We start from the raw sequence: 22,187 nt of genomic DNA on the forward strand, positions 1-22,187 counted from the left end.
TCAATAGCCCATTTTCTGTGCGCGACTGCTGAAGAAGATGCCACTCGGCGCGATGGCGGGAAGGGTGCTCAGCAGCTTCAGGCTGTACGGGTCCCAGACCTGAATCTGATTGCCATCGCGTAATGACAGCCACAACTGGTCGCCGCGCGCGGTGAACTCCATGTGCAGCACCGCCGGCCCCGGTCGCAGGTCGGCGACCACGGCGTGGGTTTCGGTATCGATCACCTGAACCCGATCGTTGTCCGGGTAGGCGAAATTGACCCACAGCTGCCGACCGTCTGGCCGTGAGGTGACGAACACCGGCTGCCCGGCCACAGGGATGGCCGCGGTCTGCTGCCAGCTGCGCGAATCCATCACCAGCACTTGATGGTGGCCGACGGCGGGCACGAAGGCCTGGTTGTCAGCAACCGCCCAGCCTTCCAGATGGGGCATCTTGTAGACGGGTAATTTCACCTGGCCGCGCCCGTAATCACCAAGCACCCGCTGCACGCCACGCTCCAGATGCCAGAGGTCGAGTTGGGCCATGCCGTCTTCGCCGAACAACCCGGCCATGTAATAGCGCCCATCCGGGGTAATCAAGGCATCGTAGGGTTGTTGGCCGATGTTCTTGAAGCGGTTGATTTGCGGTGTGTTGCCTCGGCTGAAGTCGGCGGTCCAGATTTCGCCGCTATCGAACAGGCTGAACACGAAGCGTTGTCCGGGGGCATCCACCAGCCCAACCACCCGAGAGCGTTTGCTGCCATCGGCCAGGGCTGTGGCGGGAATGTCGGCCACCTGTTGCAGGGTGTTGGCATCGAATACCTTGACGCCGCCGGGCACATAGTTGGACACCGCGATCAACTTGCCGTCCTGACTGATGGCGCCGCCGATGCTGTTGCCCCCCTGGATGACCCTATGGTCGATGCGTTGGGTCAGCAGGTCGATTTTGCTCAGTCCGCCGTCGCGACCGAACACATAGGCATAACGCTGGTCGTGGGAGAACACCACCGAGGCATGGGACAGGTCGCCCAAACCTTCGAGGCGAGCCAGCGCGGTGCGGGTGTCGCTTTTGATGATTTGTACGCTACCGCTGGTGCGCTCAATCACTACGCCCAGGTCGCCCGTGCCGCGCAGGGGGGACTGAACGCAGGCGGATAACAAGAGGCCGGTCGCCGCTGACAGCAGGATTGAACGGATCATGATGCGGGATATCCCTGGAGAAGAAGATTGACCAGCCAACGGATGTCGTCAGCACTGAGCAGCGGGCCCCAGCCGGGCATGGCGGTGCCGGGGCGACCTTGGGTGACGGTGGCAATCAGGCTGTCCCGGGGCTTGCCGGACAATGCGCTACGGGTCAGTTCAGGGCCCAGCCCACCGGTCATTCGCAGCCCATGACAGGCACCGCAATCCTGGGCCAGCAGGTGTTCGAGTTGCGCCTGACGCTTGGCGTCCGGCGTCGCTACCGAGGTCGCGCAAATGAGGAGGAGGGCCGCCAGAAGCACCGCGTGTCGATAAACCTTCATGACGCCCTCCCGTTGGCTATTTGAGACTCAAGACCCAGGTCGCGAGGGTCTGCGCTTCGTCATCCGTTACTGGGTTGGCCGGCATCGGTATCGGTCCCCAATTGCCTTGTGTGCCGTTCTTGATGTGGTTAGCCAGGGTATCGGCGGCACCGGCGACACCAGCGTTCTTGGCGGCTACCTCCTTGAGCGCCGGGCCGACGAGCTTGGTGTCGATGGCATGGCAGGCGGCGCAGGGTTTGCTCTTGAACAGCTCTGGCGCGTCTTGCGCCATCACCGGTTGCAGGCTCAATGCGCCAGCCAGGACGATCAGTGATATCAGCGTATTTTTCATGACGATTCCTTTCATTGATGGAGCTCAATAAATGTCGTGTTGGGTGTTGTAGACGTTGAATTTTCCGGTGGGCGTAATCAGCCGTTTGTCCTTGATGACTGATTTGAGCTTCAGGGTTTTGTCGTCGATCACCACCAGTGCCGACTCGTCTGCCTGGCCACTCCACACGGAGAACCAGACCTCATCGCCGGCCTTGTTGTACTCCGGTTGTACGACGCGCATGGCCCCTTGCTTGATGCCGGCGTACTCGGCGATGGGCAGCACGGTGTAGCCGGCGTCGAGCTTGTCGAGATTGAACACCGCCACCGACTGACTGAGCTTGGCGTCCGGGTTGAGGGTGGTGTCGACATACAGGTGGCGCGAGTTGGGGTGGGTCTTGATGAACAACGAACCGCCGCCCTGGCCCTTGAGCGAGGCGACCTGTTTCCAGGCGTATTGCGGGTGTTTGATCGGGTCGGTGCCGATCAGCGAGATACCGTCATCTCCCAGATGGCTGGTGGCCCAGACTGGCCCGTAAGCCGGATGGTCGAAGTTGGCGCCGCGGCCTGGGTGAGGGGTTTTTCCGACGTCCACCAAAGCAGTCAATTTGCGCTCTTTGGAGTCGATCACGGCGATCTTGTTGGAGTTGTTGGCGGCGGTCATGAAATACCGATGAGTGCTGTCCCAACCACCGTCATGCAGGAACGGCGCGGCATCGATGTAGGTGACGGTGAGGTTTTTGATGTCCTGGTAATTGACCAGCATGACCTTGCCGGTTTCCTTGACGTTGACGATGAACTCCGGCCATTCGTGGGAGGCGATGATCGCCGCGACCCGGGGTTCCGGGTGGTACTCCTGTTTGTCGACGGTCATGCCGCGGGTCGAGACGATTTGCTTCGGCTCCAGGGTTTCGCCATCCATGATGGTGAACTGCGGCGGCCAATAGGAACCGGCGATGGTGTATTTGTCTTGGTAGCCCTTGAACTTGGAGGTCTCCACCGAGCGTGCTTCGATGCCCACTTTGACTTCGGCGACCTTGGTCGGCTCCACCGGCCACAGGTCGATCATGTCGATCCGGGCGTCTCGACCAATCACCAGCAGGTAGCGACCGGAGGCTGAAATACGCGAGATGTGCACCGCATAACCAGTCTCGATCAGCTTGACGATTTTCTTGCTGTCACCGTCGATCAGAGCGATCTTGCCGTCATCGCGCAACGTCACCGAAAACAGGTTGGGTAGATTGAGTTTGCTCAGCTGTTTTTTCGGACGGTCCTCGGGCTTGACCAGTACTTTCCAGGTTTTCAGCGTCTCGGCCATGCCCCATTCCGGCGGCGTTGGCGGCGTGTGCTGAATGAACTTGGCCATTGCCGTGATCTGGTCCTTGGTCAGGGCGTTGGACGTCCCCCAATTCGGCATGCCCGCCGGTGACCCGTAAGTAATCAAGGCCTCCAGATACGGTTGCCCACGGGACTGGGTGATGTCCGGTGTCAGTGGTTTTCCGGTGGCACCTTTGCGCAGAACGCCGTGGCAACCGGCGCAGCGCTGGAAGTAGATCTCCTTGGATGCGTCGAAGTCGGCCTGGCTCAGGTCCGGCGCTCCCGCGGTTTTGACCATGGGCGGGGTGGCCGCTCCTGCGGCAGGTTCCTCAGCGGCAACGACATGACTCATTGCCAGGGCCAGCGTTGAACACAGTGTGGCGGCAGTCAGAGCAAACGTTTTTCTATTGCTGATCAGCATTCCATTTCTCCTCAGGCAAGACCTTTGCGATGTGCTTTGACGGCAGCGCAGAACGCAGGTTCTTAGTGCCGTGCAAGGCTATGCCCGAGCAGGCCAATGCTCGCTTGACCGCGATCAAGTTTGCCGGCCATGTCACTTGCCAGGTTGTCGCAGGCGCTCGTAGCGTGTTGCTTGAATCCGCTTTTGGAACAGGCAGCCCATGGACCGTATCCCGTCTTGCGAACACCACGTCGAACCGTTCTACCAACCGCTGAATAATGAGCAGGCGCTGTTCGAGCAGGCCTGGCGTCACGGCATGCCGGTGCTGATCAAAGGCCCGACCGGGTGCGGCAAGACCCGTTTCGTCCAGCACATGGCCCATCGGTTGAAACTGCCGCTCTACACCGTGGCTTGCCACGATGATCTAAGTGCCGCCGACCTCATCGGCCGGCATTTGATCGGCGCCCAGGGCACGTGGTGGCAGGATGGGCCGTTGACCCGCGCGGTGCGAGAAGGAGGTATCTGCTACCTCGACGAAGTGGTCGAGGCCCGTCAGGACACCGTGGTGGTACTGCATCCACTGGCCGATGATCGTCGGGAATTGTTTCTGGAACGCATCGGCGAAGTGTTGAAGGCGCCGCCCTCATTCATGCTGGTGGTGTCGTACAACCCCGGTTACCAGAACCTGCTCAAAGGCATGAAACCCAGCACCCGCCAACGCTTCGTGGCGATGCGCTTCGGCTATCCGCCGGTGGCTGACGAAGAGCGCATTGTCGCCAGGGAAGCGCAGGTGGACTGCGCCCTGGCGGCGCAAGTGGTCAGGCTGGGGCAGGCGCTGCGCCGGCTCGATCAGCATGATCTGGAAGAGGTCGCCTCGACGCGGCTGCTGATTTTCACGGCGCGAATGATCCGCTCCGGCATGAGTCCGCGTGAGGCGTGCATGGCCTGCCTGGCCGAGCCGTTGAGCGATGATCCGCTGACGGTTGCGGCGCTGATGGACGTGGTTGATGTCCACTTCGGCTGAGCCCAGGGGCGTAGCGCGTGGTCGCCTGCCGGGCGACTTGGCGATGTGGTTTTTTATTCTGGCCGAGCTGTCGGTGTTCGCCATTCTGATTCTGGCGTTCGCCGTGACCCAGGCGCTCAAGCCGCAGCTGTTCGGCGAAAGCCGCTTGTTGCTCAACACCTCTACTGGCCTGGCGATGACCCTGAGCCTGCTCACCGCCGGGCTGTTCGCCGCGCTGGCTCAGGAGCAAGTCAGGCGCTCTCGGTCCCGCCACGGCGCCGTGCTTTTGTTGGCAGCGTTGCTTGCCGGCAGCGTCTACGTGGTGTTGAAACTTACCGAATACCAGCACTTGCTGGCCTCGGGGCTGGGCATGGAGCACAACACTTTTTTCACCCTCTACTGGATCCTCACCGTTTTTCATTTTCTCCATGTATTGCTTGGCATGGTCATTCTCGGATGGTTGGCCGAGCGTTGTCGTCGTGGCTTGTACAACGAAGAGAACCGCAGCGGGTTTGAATCCGGCGTGCTGTATTGGCACATGGTCGACCTGATTTGGGTCGTGCTGTTTCCGCTGGTCTACGTGTTGAATTGACGGGAGGTTTTATGTCCGCTTCCAGGTTATTGCTGGTCTGCTGGGCCGCCCTGGCCACGTTAAGCGTGTGCACCGTCGTGTTGTCACAAGTCGGCGCGACGTGGCTGTTGTCCATTGCCATTTTGCTGGTGGCGGTTGGCAAGGCCTGGCTGATCACCGATGGCTTCATGGAGATGCGCCATGCGCCGCGATTGTGGCGCCGGTTGATGGTGAGCTGGGCGCTGGTTTTGGCAGTCGTTGTGGGGCTGACGCTGGTGTTGGTCGACTAGCCAACCTGTGGCGAGGGAGCTTGCTCCCGTTGGGGCGCGCAGCGGCCCTAAAACCAGTCACCGCGAATATTCAGATAGAAAGCAGGCACAGGTTTACGGCTGCTTCGCAACCGAGCGGGAGCAAGCTCCCTCGCCACGGGTAGTGCCTGGCGTCCTGGTGCCTATACCCGACCAAAACCATCTGGCTTTCTTGATCGCCATCAAGCGGGTTTCAACCCTTCGCTTCCTATCATGGACGGGCCAAGCAACGAGGAAGCGACCATGTCAGAGACCTTCACAAAAGGCATGGCCAGGAACATCTATTTCGGGGGAAGCATCTTTTTCTTCCTGATATTCCTGGCTTTGACCTATCACACGGAACAAACCTTTCCAAAGCGCAGCAATGAAGCGCAATTAACTGAATCAGTGATACGCGGCAAAACGGTCTGGGAGCAAAACAACTGCATCGGCTGCCACACATTACTGGGCGAAGGCGCCTACTTTGCGCCTGAGTTGGGCAATGTGTTCCAGCGTCGGGGCGGGGAGGACGGCTTCAAACCCTTCCTGCATGCCTGGATGAAAATGCAGCCGTTGGGCATACCGGGCCGGCGAGCGATGCCTCAGTTCAAGTTGAGTGAGCAGGAGGTGGACGACATCGCCGAGTTCCTCAAATGGAGCTCGAAAATCAATACCAATGGCTGGCCGCCAAACAAGGAGGGCTGAGAGATGAGCATGGCTAATCCGCATCTGAAATTTGCCTCGCAAGCTGTGGCCAAACCCTACTTCGTGTTCGCCTTGATGCTGTTTCTTGGTCAGGTGCTGTTCGGTTTGATCATGGGCCTGCAATACGTGATCGGGGATTTTCTGTTCCCGATCATTCCCTTCAACGTGGCGCGAATGGTCCACACAAACCTGCTGATCGTCTGGTTGCTGTTCGGCTTTATGGGCGCTGCCTACTACTTGATTCCGGAAGAGGCCGATCGCGAACTGCACAGTCCAAGGCTGGCGCTCATTCTGTTCTGGGTATTCGCCGCTGCTGGTGTGCTGACTATCCTCGGTTACTTGCTGGTGCCTTATGCCGGCCTGGCCAGGTTGACCCACAACGAGTTGCTGCCGACGATGGGGCGCGAGTTTCTGGAGCAACCAACCATCACCAAGATGGGCATTGTGCTGGTGTGCCTGGGCTTTCTCTACAACATCGGCATGACCCTGCTCAAAGGTCGCAAGACCACCGTCAGCATGGTCATGATGACCGGGCTGATCGGGCTGGCGGTGTTCTTCCTGTTTTCCTTCTATAACCCCGGCAACCTGGCCCGCGACAAGTTCTATTGGTGGTGGGTGGTGCATCTTTGGGTGGAAGGCGTGTGGGAACTGATCATGGGGGCGATGCTGGCCTTCGTGCTGATCAAGATCACTGGTGTAGACCGGGAAGTCGTGGAGAAATGGCTGTATGTGATTATCGCCATGGCGCTGATTACCGGGATCATCGGCACGGGTCACCACTTCTTCTGGATTGGCGCACCTGAGGTCTGGTTGTGGGTCGGTTCAATCTTCTCCGCGATGGAGCCGCTACCCTTCCTGGCGATGGTGATATTCGCCTTCAGCACAGTGAAGAACCGGCGTCGGCAACACCCGAACCGCGCCGCGACGCTGTGGGCCAAGGGCACCACGGTGACGGCCTTCTTCGGTGCGGGCGTCTGGGGCTTTCTACACACCCTGGCCCCGGTCAACTTCTACACCCACGGTTCGCAACTGACGGCAGCTCATGCTCACCTGGCCTTCTACGGGGCTTACGCGATGATCGTCATGACCTTGATCAGCTACGCCATGCCACGCTTGCGCGGGTTGGGTGAGGCCGGCGACGAGCGCTCGCAGACTCTGGAGATCTGGGGCTTCTGGATGATGACCCTGTCGATGGTGATGATCACGTTGTTGCTCACCGCTGCCGGTGTTGTACAGATCTACCTGCAACGCTGGCAGGCTGACGGAATTGCCTTGCCGTTCATGGCCACGGTCGAACATTTGCAGGTGCTGTTCTGGACGCGTCTGGGGGCCGGGGTTGGTTTCCTCGCCGGGCTGCTCTGCTATTTGTTCAGTTTCAAGCAGCGGGGGCGTGCCGCCTTGCGCGCTCCGGCGGCCGTGGTGCCTTCATGAGCCGGGTTAACGGCTAGAAAAGGTCGGCCCGGCTGATACAGCGGGCCGTTTTTTTGGTGTCCAACAAGGGCAAACAGCATGGCCTTTACCGTCGAACTGGAAGAGTGGGTAGGCAGTGCCTGGCACCGCTTCATCACCCGGCGCGCCAGCCCGGATTTCCCCGAAGCACGGGTTGAACTGATCAACCAGCAACGCCCACTGGCGCTGTTGTTCCGCGCCATGGGCGGTGCCAATGGCATCGGGCTTGAAGCGGCCAGCGACCGCGATCTGCTGCTGCGGCGTAACGTGCTGCAGCAAATCGCCGGCACCTGCAAACAAGTGCCCTTGGCGTGGTGTGACGAAAATACCCTGCGGCTGCCGTCGAGCCTCGCGGTGTTCCCTGAAGTCGCCCTGAATGAGGAGCTCTATCGTTGGCTCGCGTTGCTGGCAGCGCAGGCTGGTCGGATGCGGCATTGGGGGCGGGACAACCAGCGCTGGACGCAATTGCTGTTGCGGCGCTATCCAGCACTACGCGCGCGCTACCAGCGATTGGTCGAGGCCCACCTGCAATTGCGCCCGGACCCGGCCTCATTGAGCCGTAGTGAAGCGGCACTGGAGCGCGTCTTATGCCAGGCGTTGCGCGAGCCGGGCAGTGTCGAGGATTTTCCGCGTAGCGAACGGGCCGCATGGCCGCTGCCGTTGTGGTTGTACCCGCCGCAACATCTCGCCAGCCCGCTGGCGGCCGATCTGGGTGATGAATCCGAAGAATCGTTGACGACTCCACCCGGCGAGCAGAAAGGTGGGCGCAAACGCGCCAAACGCATTGATGACAGCCCCCGTGACGGTGGATTGTTGGTGGTGCGTCTGGAGAACCTGTTCAGTTGGACCGAACACGTGGACCTGGATCGCTGGTCGGATGACAGCGAAGACCAGGACGCCGCCAGGGTCGCTGATGATCTGGACGAATTGACCCTGTCGCGCACCCGGCTGCGCAAGGGCGGCGGGCTGAAGCTGCACCTGGATTTGCCACCGGCCGATGTCGACGATATTCCCTTGGGCGAGGGCATCAAGTTGCCAGAGTGGGACTATCGAAAACAGCAGATGCAGGGCGACTTCGTCAATCTGCAAATGATGGTGCCCCGTGACTGTGATGCGCAGCCGCTGCCGCCTCGGTTGAAGGTTTCGGCGCAGCGCCTGCGACGCCAGTTCGAGCACTTGCGCAATGACCGTCAGTGGTTACGCCAGCAACTTCAGGGCTCGGAACTGGACATGCAGGCCTGGCTGGATTTTCACGTTGAACGCGAGCATGGCCAGTGTGCCGAGCGCGGTCTGTTCATGGAGCAACGCCAGACGCGCCGCGACCTGGCGTGCCTGTTACTGGCCGATATGTCGATGTCCACCGACGCACACCTGAACGATGAGCATCGTGTGATTGATGTCATCCGCGACACGCTGTTGCTGTTTGGCGAAACCCTGTCGGGGCTGGGGGATGATTTCGCCCTGTACGGGTTTTCCTCACTGCGTCGTCAGCAAGTGCGCATGCAGGAACTCAAGTCCTTCACCCAGCGCTATGACGACAACACCCGCGGTCGTATTCAAGGGCTCAAGCCTGGGTATTACACGCGCATGGGGGCTGCGATTCGCCAGGCCACGCGCCTGCTGGGCAGCAGCAAACGGCGCAGTAAACTGTTGCTGCTGCTGACAGATGGCAAACCGAATGATCTGGATTTGTACGAGGGCCGCTACGGTGTTGAAGACACCCGCGAGGCGGTGCTGGAGGCACGGCGTCAAGGACTGACGCCGTTCTGTATCACCATTGATCGTGAGGCCGGGGATTACCTGCCGTACATGTTTGGCGCCAATGGCTACACCGTGATCCGTCAGCCTGAGCAATTGCCGCTGCGTTTGCCGCAGTTGTATCGCCAACTGACTCAGCCTTGAGCCCGGGTCTGACTCAAGCGGCATCAACTGATGCCGCGCGGCAACCCGAAAAACATTGCTATGCAAAAGATTGTCAGGCCGATACAGAACCACCTGAACCGGCGCAGTCGACGTTCCTGAGCACGTTCGGCCATCGCCGGCAGGGGCATGCCGCACTGGAGGCATTCGGATTGTTTTGGCGGGTTAGGGTGTTGGCAATACAGGCAGACGGGCAAGGTGCTCACTCAAACTGCTCCAGGCGCAGACGATCAAGAATGGCGATCTGGCGGCCGTCCTGAGTGATGATGTTTTCATCGATCAGGCGCCGGATGATCCGCGAAAAGGTTTCCGGCTGGATCGACAGATGCCCGGCAATCAGTTGCTTGGCCATCGGCAGCTCGAAATGGCTGTTTACGGTTTGCTGGCGCACCAGTTGCGTCAGCAGGTAACGCACGACCCGGTGGGTGGCGTTTTTCAGGGACAAGGTTTCGATTTCATTGACCCGTTGATGCAAGCGAACGCAGAGCTTGCCGAGCAACGCAAAGGTCAACCGACTGTTGCTCTGGAGCAGGCGCATGTAGGTGCTGTTGGATAACCGGTAGAGCTGGGTGGGGCAGACCGCCTCGGCCGAGGCTACATAATTGGGTGTGTCCATCAACATCATCGCCTCGGCGAAGGTTTGTCGATCCCCGATGACTTCAAACACTTTCTCCTGCCCATCGGGTGTCAACCGGTAGATTTTCACCGCCCCGGCAATTATGAAATAGAACGAATCTGCCGGCTCACCCTGACGGAACAACGGCTCGCCTTTGTCGATGCTCAGCAAGTGGCTGGTACTCATCAACTCATCCAGCTGTTCTTCATTCAACGGCTCGAACAGGTGATGACTGCGCAGAATCTGGTGATGGACACGATGAAGCACCATGGAAATTCATCCTGAAGATTGAGGAAGGAGCGGTTATCCCGTCAAACGAGGCCCAGGGAGAGACTGCTGGCCAGGGCCAGGACTGAGGTCAACACCACAAACCAGGCCAGTGGCTGGATGATTTTTTTCATGACGACTCCGGGCAATCGAGAGGGATCGAAGGTTTCTTTGATTTCTAGACGCATGAGCAAGACGCGGGCCATGCCCGGAGGCCCTTGTTTACCTGGGTTCTCAGGTGTGAGGGTAAAAAAGACTATGCCATCTAGGGTTTAAATAACCCTTAAATGGTCATTTGTACCCTGGAGCCGATCACCTTTGTGGCGAGGGGGCTTGCCCCCGTTCGGCTGCGCAGCAGTCGTAAAACCGGCTGATGCGTTCTATCTGACGCGCCGCAGATGCCGGTTCTGGGAGCGCTTCGCACTCCAACGGGGGCAAGCCCCCTCGCCACAGGAGCCACCATTCTCCCGGTCCAAACAGGTTCGAATGAGTATCGGGGCACGCCCCTTGCACACTTGATCTGCGACAAAGGCAATGGATCGGTAATACCCGATGATGGCCCCGGGATTTACCTCGGCGCCTGCGGGTTGGTGCCAGGTCCGCAACAAGGCAGAGGAGTGGCTTTATGCAAGTGCTTGAGCGCCGTAAAGCGTTGGCGATCCCACCGCTGTTACGGCTGGCCTTTCGGCCATTTTTCCTCGCGGGCTGCCTGTTGGCGGTGCTGGTCATACCGCTTTGGCTGGCCGCCTTCAGTGGTGGGATTTCCGGCTGGCAGCCGGCAGGCGGTTGGCTGGGCTGGCATCGGCATGAACTGTTGTTCGGGTTTGCGCTGGCGATTATCGCGGGCTTTCTGCTGACGGCCGTGCAGACCTGGACCGGTCGCCCCGGCCTCAGCGGCAAACCGTTGGCTGCGCTGGCGCTGCTGTGGTTACTGGCGCGCGTGGCCTGGCTGGCCAACGCACCGTGGCCGTTGCTCGCGGTGCTGGAGCTGGCGTTCCCGTTGGCGGTGGCGGTCCTCATGGGCTTCACCTTGTGGAAGGTGCGGCAGAAACGTAACTACCCGATTGTGCTGGTTTTGCTGTTGTTGGCCGTGGCCGATGGGTTGTCCCTGTATGGCTTGGTCGAGGGGCATGAAGGCTGGCAGCGCCAGGGCGTGCTGACCGGCATCTGGCTGGTGGCGGCGATGATGGGGTTGATCGGCGGGCGGGTGATTCCGTTCTTCACCCAGCGTGGCCTTGGTCGGGTGGAAGGTGTTGCCGCCTGGCCCTGGCTGGATCGACTGCTGTTGGTCGGTTCGCCGTTGGTGGCGTTGTTGTATGCCGCAGGACCCGCGCTCGTTCCCAATGTCTGGGTGGGTCTGCTGTTCGCGGTGCTGGCGGCAGGGCATCTGGTGCGTCTGGTGCGCTGGCATGACCGGGCACTCTGGCGCGTGCCGTTGCTGTGGTCGTTGCACCTGGCCTATGGCTGGCTGGCGGTGGCGTGTCTCGGGATGGCGTTCTGGCATTTTGGCGTGCCGGTTAACCCGAGCCTGGCGGTGCATTGCCTGACTATTGGGGCCATGGGCGGCCTGGTGCTGGCGATGATCGCGCGGGTCAGCCTCGGGCACACCGGCCGTGCACTGGTGCCGCCGTCGGGCATGACCCTGGCGTTCATCTTGCTCAACCTGGCATGTCTGAGCCGAGTGGTGTTGATCCTGTTTTTCCCATTGCCGGCGTTGTGGCTGGCCGGTCTGTGCTGGACGCTGGCGTTTGCGTTGTTCGCCTGGCGTTATGGGCCGATGTTGCTGCGCACCCGAGTTGACGGTCACCCGGGATGAGCCAACGAACTGAAGGAGGCGGACGCTGATGTATCCCTATCTGCTGGTCACACACCTGTTGGCGGCGATTGCCTTTATCGGCACGCTGTTTTTCGAGGTGGTGATCTGGCATCACGCCCGCCAGCATTTGATGGAGGCCGCGCAATTGACCGCGGACCAGACGATTGCAGTGCGCTCGCGCAAGGTGCTGCACGGCGTGGTGTTGCTGTTATATGGCGCCGGCATCGGTCTGGCATGGCAGTACCGGGGGGCATTGAGTCAGCCGCTGGCCAGCAGTTTTGGTACGTTGCTGAGCCTGAAAATCCTGTTGGCCCTGAGCATCATTGGTCATTACTTGCTGCTGGCCTATTGGCTGACCCATGCGCGCCTGACCGCGACCCGCGCAAGCTGGATTCGCCGCAGCATCCTCGGGCACATGCTGTTGATCGTGATCCTGGCCAAGGCCATGTTCTATTGGCATGGCTGATCGCAAGACGTCCTTCATAAACAAAACCCGCGTCAACCGGTGGGATGGCGCGGGTTGGGTGTGGCCGGCAAGCGATCAATGGCGGGGGTTCAGGGCGTTAATGAACAACACGTTGTTTTCCAGGTGGATGTGCTGCATCAAGTCGTCTTTGAACTCCAGCAGTCCGCGATAGAGCGCACGCCAGGTGTTGCAGGCATCGGCGGGCGGGCTTATGTGATTGGTCAGGGCGAGCATCTTTTCCAGCGCTTCGCCATGTTGATCATGTTCGAAGCGCAGCACCTGGATCGGCGGAGCCGCTTGAGCACCGATGCCCTTTTGCAGCATCGGGAAGAGCACTTGTTCTTCCTTGAGCATGTGGCCTTCGAGTTCTTGTTGCATGTCGGTCAGGAGATCGGCCAAGCCATTGGGGCAGCTGCTGCGCGCGCCGTGGACGTGCTCGACCCGGCGGGCCAGACGGATCAGTTCCGGCAGTTGCTCGCGGTGGCGGGCGTGATAGCGCGTGAGGAGGTGGGCGATCAACAGTTCCGACGGCTCGTTGCGCCAGTCGTGCTGGGTTTCACCGGCGTCTTGCAGAGTGTGCAGGGCATCGGCAATCAGCATCGGGTCGAGGTTTTTGCCCTGGGCTGCTTCACGCAGGCTTTTATGGCCGCCACAGCAGAAGTCCAGTTTGAAGGTATGAAATATCCGGGTGGCACCGGGTATATCGCAGGCCAGTTGGCCGAGGCTTTGTTCCAGTAGGGTCTGGCTCATCGGGGTTCCTTATTTGGGTTTCAACGGTTCCCCAGGCTCATTGCATCCGGCATGCCATATTTAAACGACTGATTCATATGGATTAATTTTTAGTTGTGGTGATAGATACCCTGACGCTTCAGGGTGAATCCAACCATAGAGGGTAATTACTACCATGCTGCGAGAAAGCCTGGCAGCCGACCTGATTGTCGAGTTGCCCAATGCCGTACGCTTGCAACGACTGGTGCAGACCCTGCGCGAATACTTCAACAGTGGCGCGGTGGGATTACTGCGTCTGGACGACGACAGTCTCAGGCCTGTCGCGACGGTGGGGCTGGTGCATGAGGCGTTGGGGCGCCGGTTTGTCATTGCTCAGCATCCTCGACTGGCAGCGATCATGGCGTCGCGCGAACCGACCTGGTTCGAGCCGGACAGTCGACTGCCGGACCCCTATGACGGCCTGCTCGACAACCATGTCGGCGAGCCGTTGCCGGTGCATGACTGCATGGGTGTGAGCCTGTATGTGGAGGGTCGCATCTGGGGCGCGATCACCCTCGATGCGCTGCATGCCGGAACCTTCGACTGCCGTGCGCGGGAGGAGCTCAAGCGTTGCACGTTGCAGATCGAAGCCGCCGTGCGCGTCACCCGGCTTGAACAGGAAAACCGCAGCTTGCGCTTGTCCCGCAGCGATCTTCAAGACCTGCGGATGCCTGCGGATGAAGGTGAAATCCTCGGGCAGAGTGAGGTGTTGCACCAGTTGCTCAATGAGCTGGATGTACTGGCCGATTCCGATTTGCCGGTGTTGCTGTTGGGCGAAACGGGTGTCGGCAAGGAGCTGTTCGCCCGGCGGCTGCACCGTCTTTCGCGTCGCAGCCACAAGCCGCTGGTACAGGTCAACTGTGCCGCCTTGCCGGAGTCTTTGGCAGAGAGTGAGTTGTTCGGCCATGTCAAAGGCGCATTTTCCGGCGCCACCAGCGACCGCGCGGGTCGTTTCGATGCGGCCAATGGCGGCACGCTGTTTCTCGATGAAGTGGGTGAATTGCCGCTAAGCGTTCAAGCGAAGTTGCTGCGAACGTTGCAAAACGGCGAGATCCAGCGACTGGGGGCGGACAAGCCGTTGCATGTCGATGTGCGAATCATCGCCGCGACCAACCGGCATCTGCCAGACAGTATCCGCGATGGCCTGTTTCGCGCGGACCTGTATCACCGGCTCTCGGTGTACCCGGTGCCGATTCCGTCACTGCGCGAACGCGGTCACGATGTGTTGATGCTGGCCGGGCACTTCCTGGAACTCAATCGGGCGCGGCTCGGCCTGCGTGGTTTGCGCTTGTCGCCTGCGGCCGAGCGGGCCTTGCTGGCGTATACCTGGCCGGGCAATGTGCGCGAGCTGGAGCATGTGATCAGTCGCGCCGCGTTGAAGCAGCTCAGCCGTGGCACCAGTCGCGCGCTGATCATGACGCTGGAGCCGCAAGTCCTCGATCTCGACAGTACGATGGTCGCAGCAGGGGCGAGCGTCGAACCGCCGCGGGAAGTGACGTCTGATGTGCCATTCCAGGCCCTGAGCGACGCCGTCGACGATTGTCAGCGGCAAAAAATTCTCCATGCCCTGAGCCTTTCCGGGGAAAACTGGGCCAGCGCCGCGCGGTTGCTGGAAGTCGATCCCAGCAATCTGCACAAACTGGCCCGGCGTCTTCGCCTTAAGTAAGTCTGGGCGGCGCAGCATGTTGATGACGGTCAAGGTGGCTTGGCGCAGTGGCTCGCACACTGCGAAAAACCATCCGGAGATCACCGTCATGCCCCTTTCCCTGGCTCAGATGCGCCGTAACTACACCCTTAATGGCCTGCAGGATGAGGCTGCGCTGGACGATCCCCTGGCCATGTTTCGACAGTGGTTGCAACAGGCACGCGACACCGAGTGCGCGCCTGTCGAGGCCAACAGCATGATGTTGGCGACGGTCGACAGTGACGGGCGACCACATTGCCGGGTTCTGCTGCTCAAAGGCTTGAGCGACGACGGCTTTACGTTTTTTGGCAATTACCAGAGCGACAAAGGCCTGCAACTGGCCGCTAACCCGAATGCCGCCATGACGTTTTTCTGGCCGGGGCTGGAGCGTCAGGTTCGTATTGAAGGCCGAGTGTCCAGGCTCGATCCGCAACTCTCGGACGCGTACTTCGATTCCCGCTCCATGGCCAGTCGGCTGGGTGCCTGGGCTTCACCGCAGAGCCGGCCGCTGGTCAGTCGGGCAGCGCTGGAATCGCTGTTGGCCGACACCATCAAACGTTTCGTTGGCCAGACCGTGCCGCGACCCGAGCATTGGGGCGGCTACTGCCTGCACCCGGAACGCCTGGAGTTCTGGCAGGGGCGTGCCGACCGCTTGCATGACCGTCTCGATTACCGCCTGCAGGACAGGGTGTGGTATCGCAGCCGCCTGGCGCCTTGAGCCTCTATTTGCCCGGTCGAGGTACCTCCTTGGAGGAATAGGCCAGGCCGCGATTGCGGTTCAGGCTTGGCCAAACCCTCATCTACGGGAAGGCTTGGATATGGCCCATCTGGCGCAACGCACGTTTGAACCCCTGAACATTGCCGTGTTGACCATCAGCGATACGCGCACCTTCGAGACCGACACCTCGGGACAGACCCTGACTGATTTGCTGCAAACGGCCGGGCATGTGCTGGTCGATCGTGATCTGGTCAAGGATGATATTTATCAGATCCGCGCAAAGGTATCCCTCTGGATCGCCGACCCCAAGGTGCAGGTTGTACTGATGACCGGCGGCACCGGCTTCACCGCTCGCGACAATACGCCGCAAGCCGTCTTGCCCTTGCTGGACAAACATGTGGAAGGCTTTGGCGAACTGTTTCGTCAGGTCTCCCTGGCGGAAATCGGCATGTCCAGTTTGCAGTCACGGGCATTGGCCGGGATGAGCAACGGTGTGCTGGTGTGTTGCGTTCCGGGTTCGCCGGGGGCCTGCCGAACAGCCTGGAACATGATCCTGTTGGAACAACTGGACAGTCGTACCGGCCCGTGCAACTTCGCCCCGCATTTGAAGCCGCAAACACAGCGGGTCATCGACGCCTGCGAGACACGCTCATGACCGGTCGGGTGTGCGATCTCGGCAACCTGATACCCGTCGACGAGGCCATCGATCGTCTGTTGGATCAGGCACCGCCACCACCCCAGGCGCAAATGATCGGTCTGGATCAAGCCTTGGGGCGAGTTCTGGCAACCGACCTTCACTCCCTGGTGAACCTGCCGGCCTGGGACAACAGTGCCATGGACGGTTATGCCCTCAGGGCGGCCGACCTGCCATCGGAAGGTGGTTATCTGCCGATTGGCGGGCGAATTGCGGCGGGGGATCAGGCCTGCTTGCCCTTGATCGCACAGCAGGCGGTGCAGATCTTTACCGGTGCGCCATTGCCTGCGGGGGCCGATACGGTGGTGCCACAGGAGCGCTGCCGTATCGAGGGCGAGCGTGTCTGGTTCCCGCCCGTGATTGCGGGGGATCACGTGCGTAAGAAAGGCGAAGAGGTTCGTCGAGGCGAGCTGTTACTCAAGGCCGGCAAGCGCCTGCGCGCACAAGAACTGGGGTTGCTGGCCGGCGCAGGCATAGCGCGGGTCGAGGTCTATCGACCATTGCAAGTGTGCTTGCTCAGCAGCGGAAATGAACTGCGTGAGCCAGGCGATGCATTGGTGCGGGGGCAGATTTACAACAGCAATCGCTATTGCCTGGCTGCGCTGTTGCGCGGTTGGGGCGTTGAGGTTCACGACTATGGCGTCATGGCCGATGAGTTGGCGGCCAGTCGGCATGCCTTGAGCCTGGCTTCTTCGGAATGCGACATGCTGCTGAGTTCCGGCGGCGTGTCGGTAGGCGAGGAGGACCACCTCAAACAGGCAATCGAGGAACTGGGCAGCGTGGATTTCTGGCGGCTGGCCATTCAGCCGGGTAAACCACTGGCTTATGGCGAAGTCGCCGGCAAACCCTGGATCGGCATGCCGGGCAATCCTTCGGCGGCGCTGATTACCGCGTTGGTGGTGGTGCGTCCGTTCCTGCTCAGGGCCCAGGGCGTGACTGACGTGCTGCCGGTGCCATTAGCCGTCCCGGCCGGATTCGACTGGTTGCAACGCAACAAGCGCCGGCAGTACCTGCGGGCAAGGCTGACGCCTGGTGCTGACGGCCAGTTGAGCGTGGAGCTGCACCCTCAGCAAAGCTCGGCGATGTTGACTGCTGCCTGCTGGGCCGACGGGCTGGCGGTGATCGAGTGCGAGCAGCAAGTGCTCAAGCACGACAACGTGATGTTCCTGTCCTTCGCCGACCTGATGCATTGATGGCAATTGATTGCCGTCAAGGCCGTGCCTGCCGGTCTGGCTAGACTGTGTGGCGAGGGAGCTTGCTCCCGCTGGGTCGCGAAGCGGCCCTGTTATTCAGGCCTGCTGTGCAGTCCAGCGTCGGAACGCCGTCCCGAACAAGCTCGCTCGCCACAAGCGCATTCCAACCATGACTGATCAGGCCCCGGACTGCGTTTTTTCATGAGGATTACCCATGCAACTGGTCTGCCCGGCAGGGAACCTGCCTGCGCTAAAAGCGGCGGTGCGCCAAGGCGCCGATGCCGTCTATGTCGGCTTTCGCGATGACACCAACGCCCGGCATTTCGCGGGCCTCAACATGGACGACAAGCAGTTCGACGCTGCGGTCGCCCACATCCGTCAGCATCAACGCAAACTCTACGTCGCGGTCAACACTTACCCGCAACCCAAGGGCTGGGAGCGCTGGCAGCGGGCAGTCGATCGAGCCGCCGATTTCGGCGTGGATGCGCTGATCGCCGCTGACCCCGGGGTGCTCGACTATGCCAGCCAGCGACATCCACAACTGGCGTTGCACCTGTCGGTCCAGGGCTCGGCAACCCATGCCGCGGCGCTGGAGTTTTATGCCCAGCGCTACGGCATTCGACGCGCCGTGTTGCCGCGGGTGTTGTCGTTGGCGCAAGTACGCCAGGTTGCCGCCAGCAGCCCGGTACCCATCGAGGTGTTTGGCTTCGGCAGCTTGTGCATCATGGCCGAAGGGCGTTGCCACCTGTCCTCCTACATTACCGGCGAGTCGCCGAACCTGTGCGGTGTCTGTTCGCCGGCCAAGGCGGTGCGCTGGAGCGAGGACGCTCAAGGCTTGAGCGCACGACTCAGCGAAGTGCTGATTGACCGCTATACCCCTGACGAACCGGCCGGTTACCCGACCTTGTGCAAGGGTCGCTTCCTGGTCGACGGCAAACGCTTTCATGCGCTGGAGGAACCCACCAGCCTCGACACCCTCGACTTGCTCCCGGAGCTGACGGCCATCGGTGTCGAAGCGGTAAAAATCGAGGGCCGACAACGCAGTCCGGCCTATGTCGAACAAGTCACTCGCGTCTGGCGGGCGGCACTGGATGCCCATCGTGGTTCACCGGGCAGTTTTCGGGTCAAGGAGGAATGGCGTCAGGTACTGGCCGGCTTGTCCGAAGGCAGCCAGACCACCCTGGGTGCTTATCATCGATCATGGCAATGAGGGACGGAACATGAAGCTCAGTCTTGGGCCAGTCCTGTTCTATTGGGACAAAGCGCAACTCAGCAACTTTTACGCCGAGATGTCGGCCTTGCCTCTGGATGTGATTTATCTGGGGGAAACCGTGTGTTCGAAACGTCGGGCTTTTTCACTGGATCAATGGCTCGGGTTGGGGCGCGAGTTACAGGCTTGCAGCCAGGCGCAGTTGGTGATCTCCAGCCTGACACTGATCGAAGCCGCGTCCGAACTCTCCAGCCTGCGCCGACTCTGCGACAACGGCCAATTGCTGGTGGAGGCCAACGACATGGGCGCGGTGCAGTTCCTGGCCGAGCGCAAATTGCCGTTCGTGGGCGGTCCGGCGCTCAATTTGTACAACGGGCACGCGCTGACGCAATTGCTGGACTGCGGAATGACCCGTTGGGTGCCGCCAGTAGAATGTTCGGCAGCGTTGATTGGCGATGTGATCGAGCAGGTCCGCGGACTTGGCCGCACAGTACCGGAAGTGGAAATCTTCGCCTATGGGCATTTGCCGTTGGCCTATTCCGCACGGTGTTTTACGGCCCGTGCGGAAAACCGGCCCAAGGACGACTGCCAGTTTTGCTGTATCAACTACCCCGATGGTCTCGCGCTGACCAGCCAGGAAGGGCAGCCGTTGTTCACCCTCAATGGCATTCAAACGATGTCGGCGCAGGTGACTAATCTACTGGCCGATTATTCCGGGCTGGTGGCCTGCGGCGCCGATCTGCTGCGTCTGAGCCCGCGTGCTCAGGGCATGGCCGAGGTGATCGGCGCCTATCAACGGGTTCGTCTGGGCGAGACACCGCCGCTGTTCGTCGAAGGCTGCAATGGTTACTGGCATGGCCAGGCCGGCATGTTGCGCGTCGAGGAGGTTGGCCTGTGTTGAACCGAAAAAAGTGGCTGTTGAAAGGCGCCGACCGCTTACTGCCGCTGGTGCGTCGGGTGCCTTTTGCCGTGCAGCGCCTGGCGTTGCAACAGGCACTGAATCGCTGCCTCGTCGAGCCATTGCGCGAGGGTGAGTTCGACGTGCTGCGTGGGCGTTGGCTGTGCCTGCGGATTCCGGATCTGGGCTTGTCCTGGTATCTGACCCTGGGCCGCGAGGGCTTGCAAATTGCCAGGCAGGCCACGGCTCACGTGACCATCAGTGGCAATTGGCGAGAGTTTCTGCTCCTGGCCAGTCGTCAGGAAGATCCGGACACGCTGTTTTTTCGCAGGCGTTTGGTGATTGAAGGGGATACGGAGTTGGGGCTGGCGTTGAAGAATCTGATCGACAGTCTTGATCCCGATGTTTTGCCTGTTTGGTTGTGGCGCAATCTGGAGCGGGCGGGGAAGGGGTTGGCGGCCTGATAGCCGACCTGTATTTTTGGTCGGAGTACATATCCATTTCTGCGGTAACGGCGGCTTAGGGTTCCGCCCTTACGGCGGGTTACTTTGAAAAGCGCAAAGTAACCAAACGCTTTCGCCCCTGACGTACGGTGGCTCGCCTAGGCTCGCCATGCCCTCACTCCGGTCCTGCTCCGTGGGCCCGCCGCCATCGGCCATCCATGGCCGGGGGCGGCTACCGCGGCATCCTTGCCGCGGTGCCCACTGCGCAGAACCTCCACTCGGCCTTCCGACGGGGCAGATCAAGATCAAAAGCCAAAGCCAAAGCAAGATCAACAGCTAGAGCCAAAGTGGCATTGAATCTGTGGGAGCGAGCTTGCTCCCACAGGGAAATGAGTACGTTTGAAGAGACAGGCCGGCCGGTAGGCCGCCTCGCCTTTGCGGTGCACGCCCCCTCGAGAGGCCGAGTGGAGGTTCTGCGCAGTGGGCAACCCGGCATGGATGCCGGGTTAGCCGCCCCCGGCCATGGATGGCCGATGGCGGCGGGCCCACGGAGCAGGACCGGAGCGAGGGCATGCCGAGCCTGGGCGAGGCACCGAACGAAAGGGGCAAGAGCGCTTTGGTTACTTTCGCGCTTTTCGAAAGTGACCCGCCGTAAGGGCGGAACCCTAAGCCGCCGTTACCGCAGAAATGGATATGTACTCAATCAACAAACCACAGACCGCCTTCGCGAGCAGGCTCATTCCCACATTAGATTTTCGTCAGCCCTCAAGCCAACGTTTGCTGCCGGTTTCATGCTGGCGAGTATCACTGGCAATCAACTGCCTGATCCCCTCAAACAACTCATCACTCTGCGCCTGCGTGCAGTCTTCGCCATGGCGTTTGCGCAGCCCATAGTGGCTCAGGATCAGGTGCACATCAGCATGCAGGCCATGTTGCTTGAGGCAGTTTTCGACGCATTGCAGCGGGCAGCCGTCCAGCGCGAAAATCCGGCGCCCCGAGCGCGCCTTGTTGAGCAACGCTGGCACATGCCCTCCGATACCGACGATGCAGGACATTTCAGCCAAGCCGCTGCGATCCAGCCGCACGGCCAGGGTGTTGGCCAGTTGGGCGACGTTGGAGCAGCCTGAGCAGGAGTAAACCAAAGGCAAAGTTGAGGGGGGCATTGACACTCTCCATTGATGGGCTCTTCCAGTGTGCAAGGCGCATGACGTTACTCAATTGATTGCGGTCAATTCTGCCTACTGGAACGCCGCCAGCGCCTCTTCGTTGGCGAGGATGCGGATATTGCGTCGTTCCATTGCAATCAGGCCGCACTCGACCAACCGATGCAAAATCCGTGAAAAGGTTTCCGGCTGAATCCCCAGTTTCGATGCCACCAGGCGTTTGGATACTTGCAAGACGATCTGGCCAGTGACGGGATGGCGTTCCTGGAGCAGGAAATGGATGACCCGACGGCTCGCGCTCGCCAGCGTCAACGTGTCTATGTCCCGCAGACGCAGGTGCAAGTGAACGCTCATGCTGGCCAGAATCGCCAGGCAAACCTTCGGCTGGTCCTCCAGGGCGTTGCGGTAATGGTTGCCCTCGATACTGACCAGCACACTGTCTTTCAGCGCGGTGGCGCTCACTGGATAGAGTCGGGCCTGGCTGAACAGCAAGGCTTCGGCAAAAGTCTGGCCGGGCTGGATGATCTCCACGAGGTTTTCCTGACCTTCGCCGGTGAGCCGGTACAACTTGATCTGACCGCTGACCAGCAGGAAAAAACGCTTGGCCGGATCCCCCTGGTGCATGAGTGTGCAGTGACAACTCAGGCGCTTGAGCATGGCCTGGCTGCAGACTTCCTCGAAGACTTTCTCCGGCAATTGGCTGAACAGGTGATGACGGCGCAACGTTAAAACGATAGAAGGGTGGGTCAGCATGGCGTACCTCCGCTGACGGTCATAGTAGAGGGCGC

The 22,187-nt window shown here is 60.5% G+C and carries 24 protein-coding genes; 15 read left to right on the plus strand and 9 right to left on the minus strand.

Going from position 1 to position 22,187, the window contains the following annotated elements; all coding sequences use genetic code 11:
* Genes AC3WK5_RS13220 through AC3WK5_RS13235 form a run of 4 tightly spaced genes read right to left on the minus strand, consistent with a single transcriptional unit; the run spans window position 1 to window position 3,549 of the window.
* Window positions 1–1,179: a cytochrome D1 domain-containing protein gene (locus tag AC3WK5_RS13220; protein WP_103315260.1), complete on the minus strand. Its 1,179-nt coding sequence runs from the start codon at window positions 1,177–1,179 to the stop codon at window positions 1–3.
* Complete coding sequence (locus AC3WK5_RS13225) at window positions 1,176–1,502, minus strand: c-type cytochrome (protein ID WP_103315261.1); 327 nt, start codon at window positions 1,500–1,502, stop codon at window positions 1,176–1,178. The genes AC3WK5_RS13220 and AC3WK5_RS13225 overlap by 4 nt, the downstream gene beginning before the upstream one ends.
* Before the next feature lie 16 nt (window positions 1,503–1,518).
* Window positions 1,519–1,833, minus strand: a complete 315-nt coding sequence (locus AC3WK5_RS13230; RefSeq protein ID WP_103315262.1) for a c-type cytochrome — start codon at window positions 1,831–1,833, stop codon at window positions 1,519–1,521.
* 24 nt (window positions 1,834–1,857) lie between these two features.
* Window positions 1,858–3,549, minus strand: coding sequence for a nitrite reductase (locus tag AC3WK5_RS13235; RefSeq protein WP_103315263.1), 1,692 nt, complete (start codon window positions 3,547–3,549; stop codon window positions 1,858–1,860).
* A gap of 199 nt (window positions 3,550–3,748) precedes the next feature.
* On the opposite strand from AC3WK5_RS13235, the gene AC3WK5_RS13240 reads away from it, so the two are divergent.
* The 6 genes from AC3WK5_RS13240 to AC3WK5_RS13265 all read left to right on the plus strand — a co-directional run bounded on the left by AC3WK5_RS13240 (window position 3,749) and on the right by AC3WK5_RS13265 (window position 9,445).
* Window positions 3,749–4,552 carry a CbbQ/NirQ/NorQ/GpvN family protein gene (locus AC3WK5_RS13240; protein ID WP_054596851.1) on the plus strand — a complete coding sequence of 268 codons (804 nt, stop codon included), beginning with the start codon at window positions 3,749–3,751 and terminating at the stop codon, window positions 4,550–4,552.
* Window positions 4,536–5,123: a cytochrome c oxidase subunit 3 gene (locus tag AC3WK5_RS13245; RefSeq protein ID WP_103315264.1), complete on the plus strand. Its 588-nt coding sequence runs from the start codon at window positions 4,536–4,538 to the stop codon at window positions 5,121–5,123. The genes AC3WK5_RS13240 and AC3WK5_RS13245 overlap by 17 nt, the downstream gene beginning before the upstream one ends.
* Before the next feature lie 11 nt (window positions 5,124–5,134).
* Window positions 5,135–5,392: a cytochrome C oxidase subunit IV family protein gene (locus AC3WK5_RS13250; protein WP_103315265.1), complete on the plus strand. Its 258-nt coding sequence runs from the start codon at window positions 5,135–5,137 to the stop codon at window positions 5,390–5,392.
* 261 nt (window positions 5,393–5,653) lie between these two features.
* Window positions 5,654–6,094 (plus strand): c-type cytochrome, encoded by a 441-nt coding sequence (locus AC3WK5_RS13255; protein ID WP_054596854.1) that lies wholly within the window; start codon window positions 5,654–5,656, stop codon window positions 6,092–6,094.
* A gap of 3 nt (window positions 6,095–6,097) precedes the next feature.
* On the plus strand, window positions 6,098–7,525 hold the full coding sequence (locus tag AC3WK5_RS13260; RefSeq protein WP_054596855.1) for a cbb3-type cytochrome c oxidase subunit I: 1,428 nt from the start codon (window positions 6,098–6,100) through the stop codon (window positions 7,523–7,525).
* Between the two features lie 78 nt (window positions 7,526–7,603).
* Window positions 7,604–9,445, plus strand: a complete 1,842-nt coding sequence (locus tag AC3WK5_RS13265) for a nitric oxide reductase activation protein NorD (protein ID WP_103315266.1) — start codon at window positions 7,604–7,606, stop codon at window positions 9,443–9,445.
* Between the two features lie 23 nt (window positions 9,446–9,468).
* Here AC3WK5_RS13265 and AC3WK5_RS13270 read toward each other — a convergent pair whose 3' ends face one another.
* The gene (locus AC3WK5_RS13270) at window positions 9,469–9,669 is read right to left on the minus strand and encodes a protein DnrP (protein WP_081013795.1); all 201 of its coding nucleotides are present in this window, start codon (window positions 9,667–9,669) and stop codon (window positions 9,469–9,471) included.
* Window positions 9,666–10,349, minus strand: coding sequence for a Crp/Fnr family transcriptional regulator (locus AC3WK5_RS13275; RefSeq protein ID WP_054596857.1), 684 nt, complete (start codon window positions 10,347–10,349; stop codon window positions 9,666–9,668). The genes AC3WK5_RS13270 and AC3WK5_RS13275 overlap by 4 nt, the downstream gene beginning before the upstream one ends.
* Window positions 10,350–10,971: 622 nt before the next feature.
* Here AC3WK5_RS13275 and AC3WK5_RS13280 point away from each other — a divergent pair.
* On the plus strand, window positions 10,972–12,162 hold the full coding sequence (locus AC3WK5_RS13280) for an NnrS family protein (RefSeq protein ID WP_103315268.1): 1,191 nt from the start codon (window positions 10,972–10,974) through the stop codon (window positions 12,160–12,162).
* 28 nt (window positions 12,163–12,190) lie between these two features.
* A complete protein-coding gene (locus AC3WK5_RS13285) occupies window positions 12,191–12,628 on the plus strand; it encodes a hypothetical protein (protein WP_103315269.1) in 438 nt (145 codons plus the stop codon).
* A 75-nt stretch (window positions 12,629–12,703) separates the two neighbouring features.
* On the opposite strand, the gene ytfE is transcribed toward AC3WK5_RS13285, so the two are convergent.
* Complete coding sequence (gene ytfE, locus AC3WK5_RS13290; RefSeq protein ID WP_103315270.1) at window positions 12,704–13,378, minus strand: iron-sulfur cluster repair protein YtfE; 675 nt, start codon at window positions 13,376–13,378, stop codon at window positions 12,704–12,706.
* A 154-nt stretch (window positions 13,379–13,532) separates the two neighbouring features.
* Here ytfE and norR point away from each other — a divergent pair, with 154 nt between their 5' ends.
* From norR to ubiT, 7 genes are all read left to right on the plus strand, one after another.
* Window positions 13,533–15,062 carry a nitric oxide reductase transcriptional regulator NorR gene (norR, locus tag AC3WK5_RS13295; RefSeq protein ID WP_103315271.1) on the plus strand — a complete coding sequence of 510 codons (1,530 nt, stop codon included), beginning with the start codon at window positions 13,533–13,535 and terminating at the stop codon, window positions 15,060–15,062.
* Window positions 15,063–15,150: 88 nt separating this feature from the next.
* Window positions 15,151–15,798: a pyridoxamine 5'-phosphate oxidase gene (gene pdxH, locus AC3WK5_RS13300; protein ID WP_103315301.1), complete on the plus strand. Its 648-nt coding sequence runs from the start codon at window positions 15,151–15,153 to the stop codon at window positions 15,796–15,798.
* Window positions 15,799–15,898: 100 nt separating this feature from the next.
* On the plus strand, window positions 15,899–16,453 hold the full coding sequence (gene moaB / locus AC3WK5_RS13305; protein WP_103315272.1) for a molybdenum cofactor biosynthesis protein B: 555 nt from the start codon (window positions 15,899–15,901) through the stop codon (window positions 16,451–16,453).
* The gene (locus AC3WK5_RS13310) at window positions 16,450–17,685 is read left to right on the plus strand and encodes a molybdopterin molybdotransferase MoeA (protein WP_103315273.1); all 1,236 of its coding nucleotides are present in this window, start codon (window positions 16,450–16,452) and stop codon (window positions 17,683–17,685) included. The genes moaB and AC3WK5_RS13310 overlap by 4 nt, the downstream gene beginning before the upstream one ends.
* 214 nt (window positions 17,686–17,899) lie before the next feature.
* Window positions 17,900–18,895, plus strand: coding sequence for a ubiquinone anaerobic biosynthesis protein UbiU (ubiU, locus tag AC3WK5_RS13315; RefSeq protein WP_054596865.1), 996 nt, complete (start codon window positions 17,900–17,902; stop codon window positions 18,893–18,895).
* A 10-nt stretch (window positions 18,896–18,905) separates the two neighbouring features.
* Entirely contained in the window at window positions 18,906–19,796 is an 891-nt protein-coding gene (locus AC3WK5_RS13320; RefSeq protein ID WP_103315274.1) for a U32 family peptidase, read from the plus strand.
* Window positions 19,790–20,257: a ubiquinone anaerobic biosynthesis accessory factor UbiT gene (gene ubiT / locus AC3WK5_RS13325; RefSeq protein ID WP_103315275.1), complete on the plus strand. Its 468-nt coding sequence runs from the start codon at window positions 19,790–19,792 to the stop codon at window positions 20,255–20,257. Before AC3WK5_RS13320 ends, ubiT begins: the two co-directional genes overlap by 7 nt.
* A gap of 737 nt (window positions 20,258–20,994) precedes the next feature.
* Here the strand turns inward: ubiT and AC3WK5_RS13330 are convergent.
* Window positions 20,995–21,399 carry a putative zinc-binding protein gene (locus tag AC3WK5_RS13330; protein WP_103315276.1) on the minus strand — a complete coding sequence of 135 codons (405 nt, stop codon included), beginning with the start codon at window positions 21,397–21,399 and terminating at the stop codon, window positions 20,995–20,997.
* Between the two features lie 75 nt (window positions 21,400–21,474).
* Window positions 21,475–22,152 (minus strand): Crp/Fnr family transcriptional regulator, encoded by a 678-nt coding sequence (locus AC3WK5_RS13335; RefSeq protein ID WP_103315277.1) that lies wholly within the window; start codon window positions 22,150–22,152, stop codon window positions 21,475–21,477.
* Between the last annotated feature and the right edge of the window lie 35 nt (window positions 22,153–22,187).

It is taken from the genome of Pseudomonas sp. FW306-02-D09B (genome assembly GCF_058782685.1).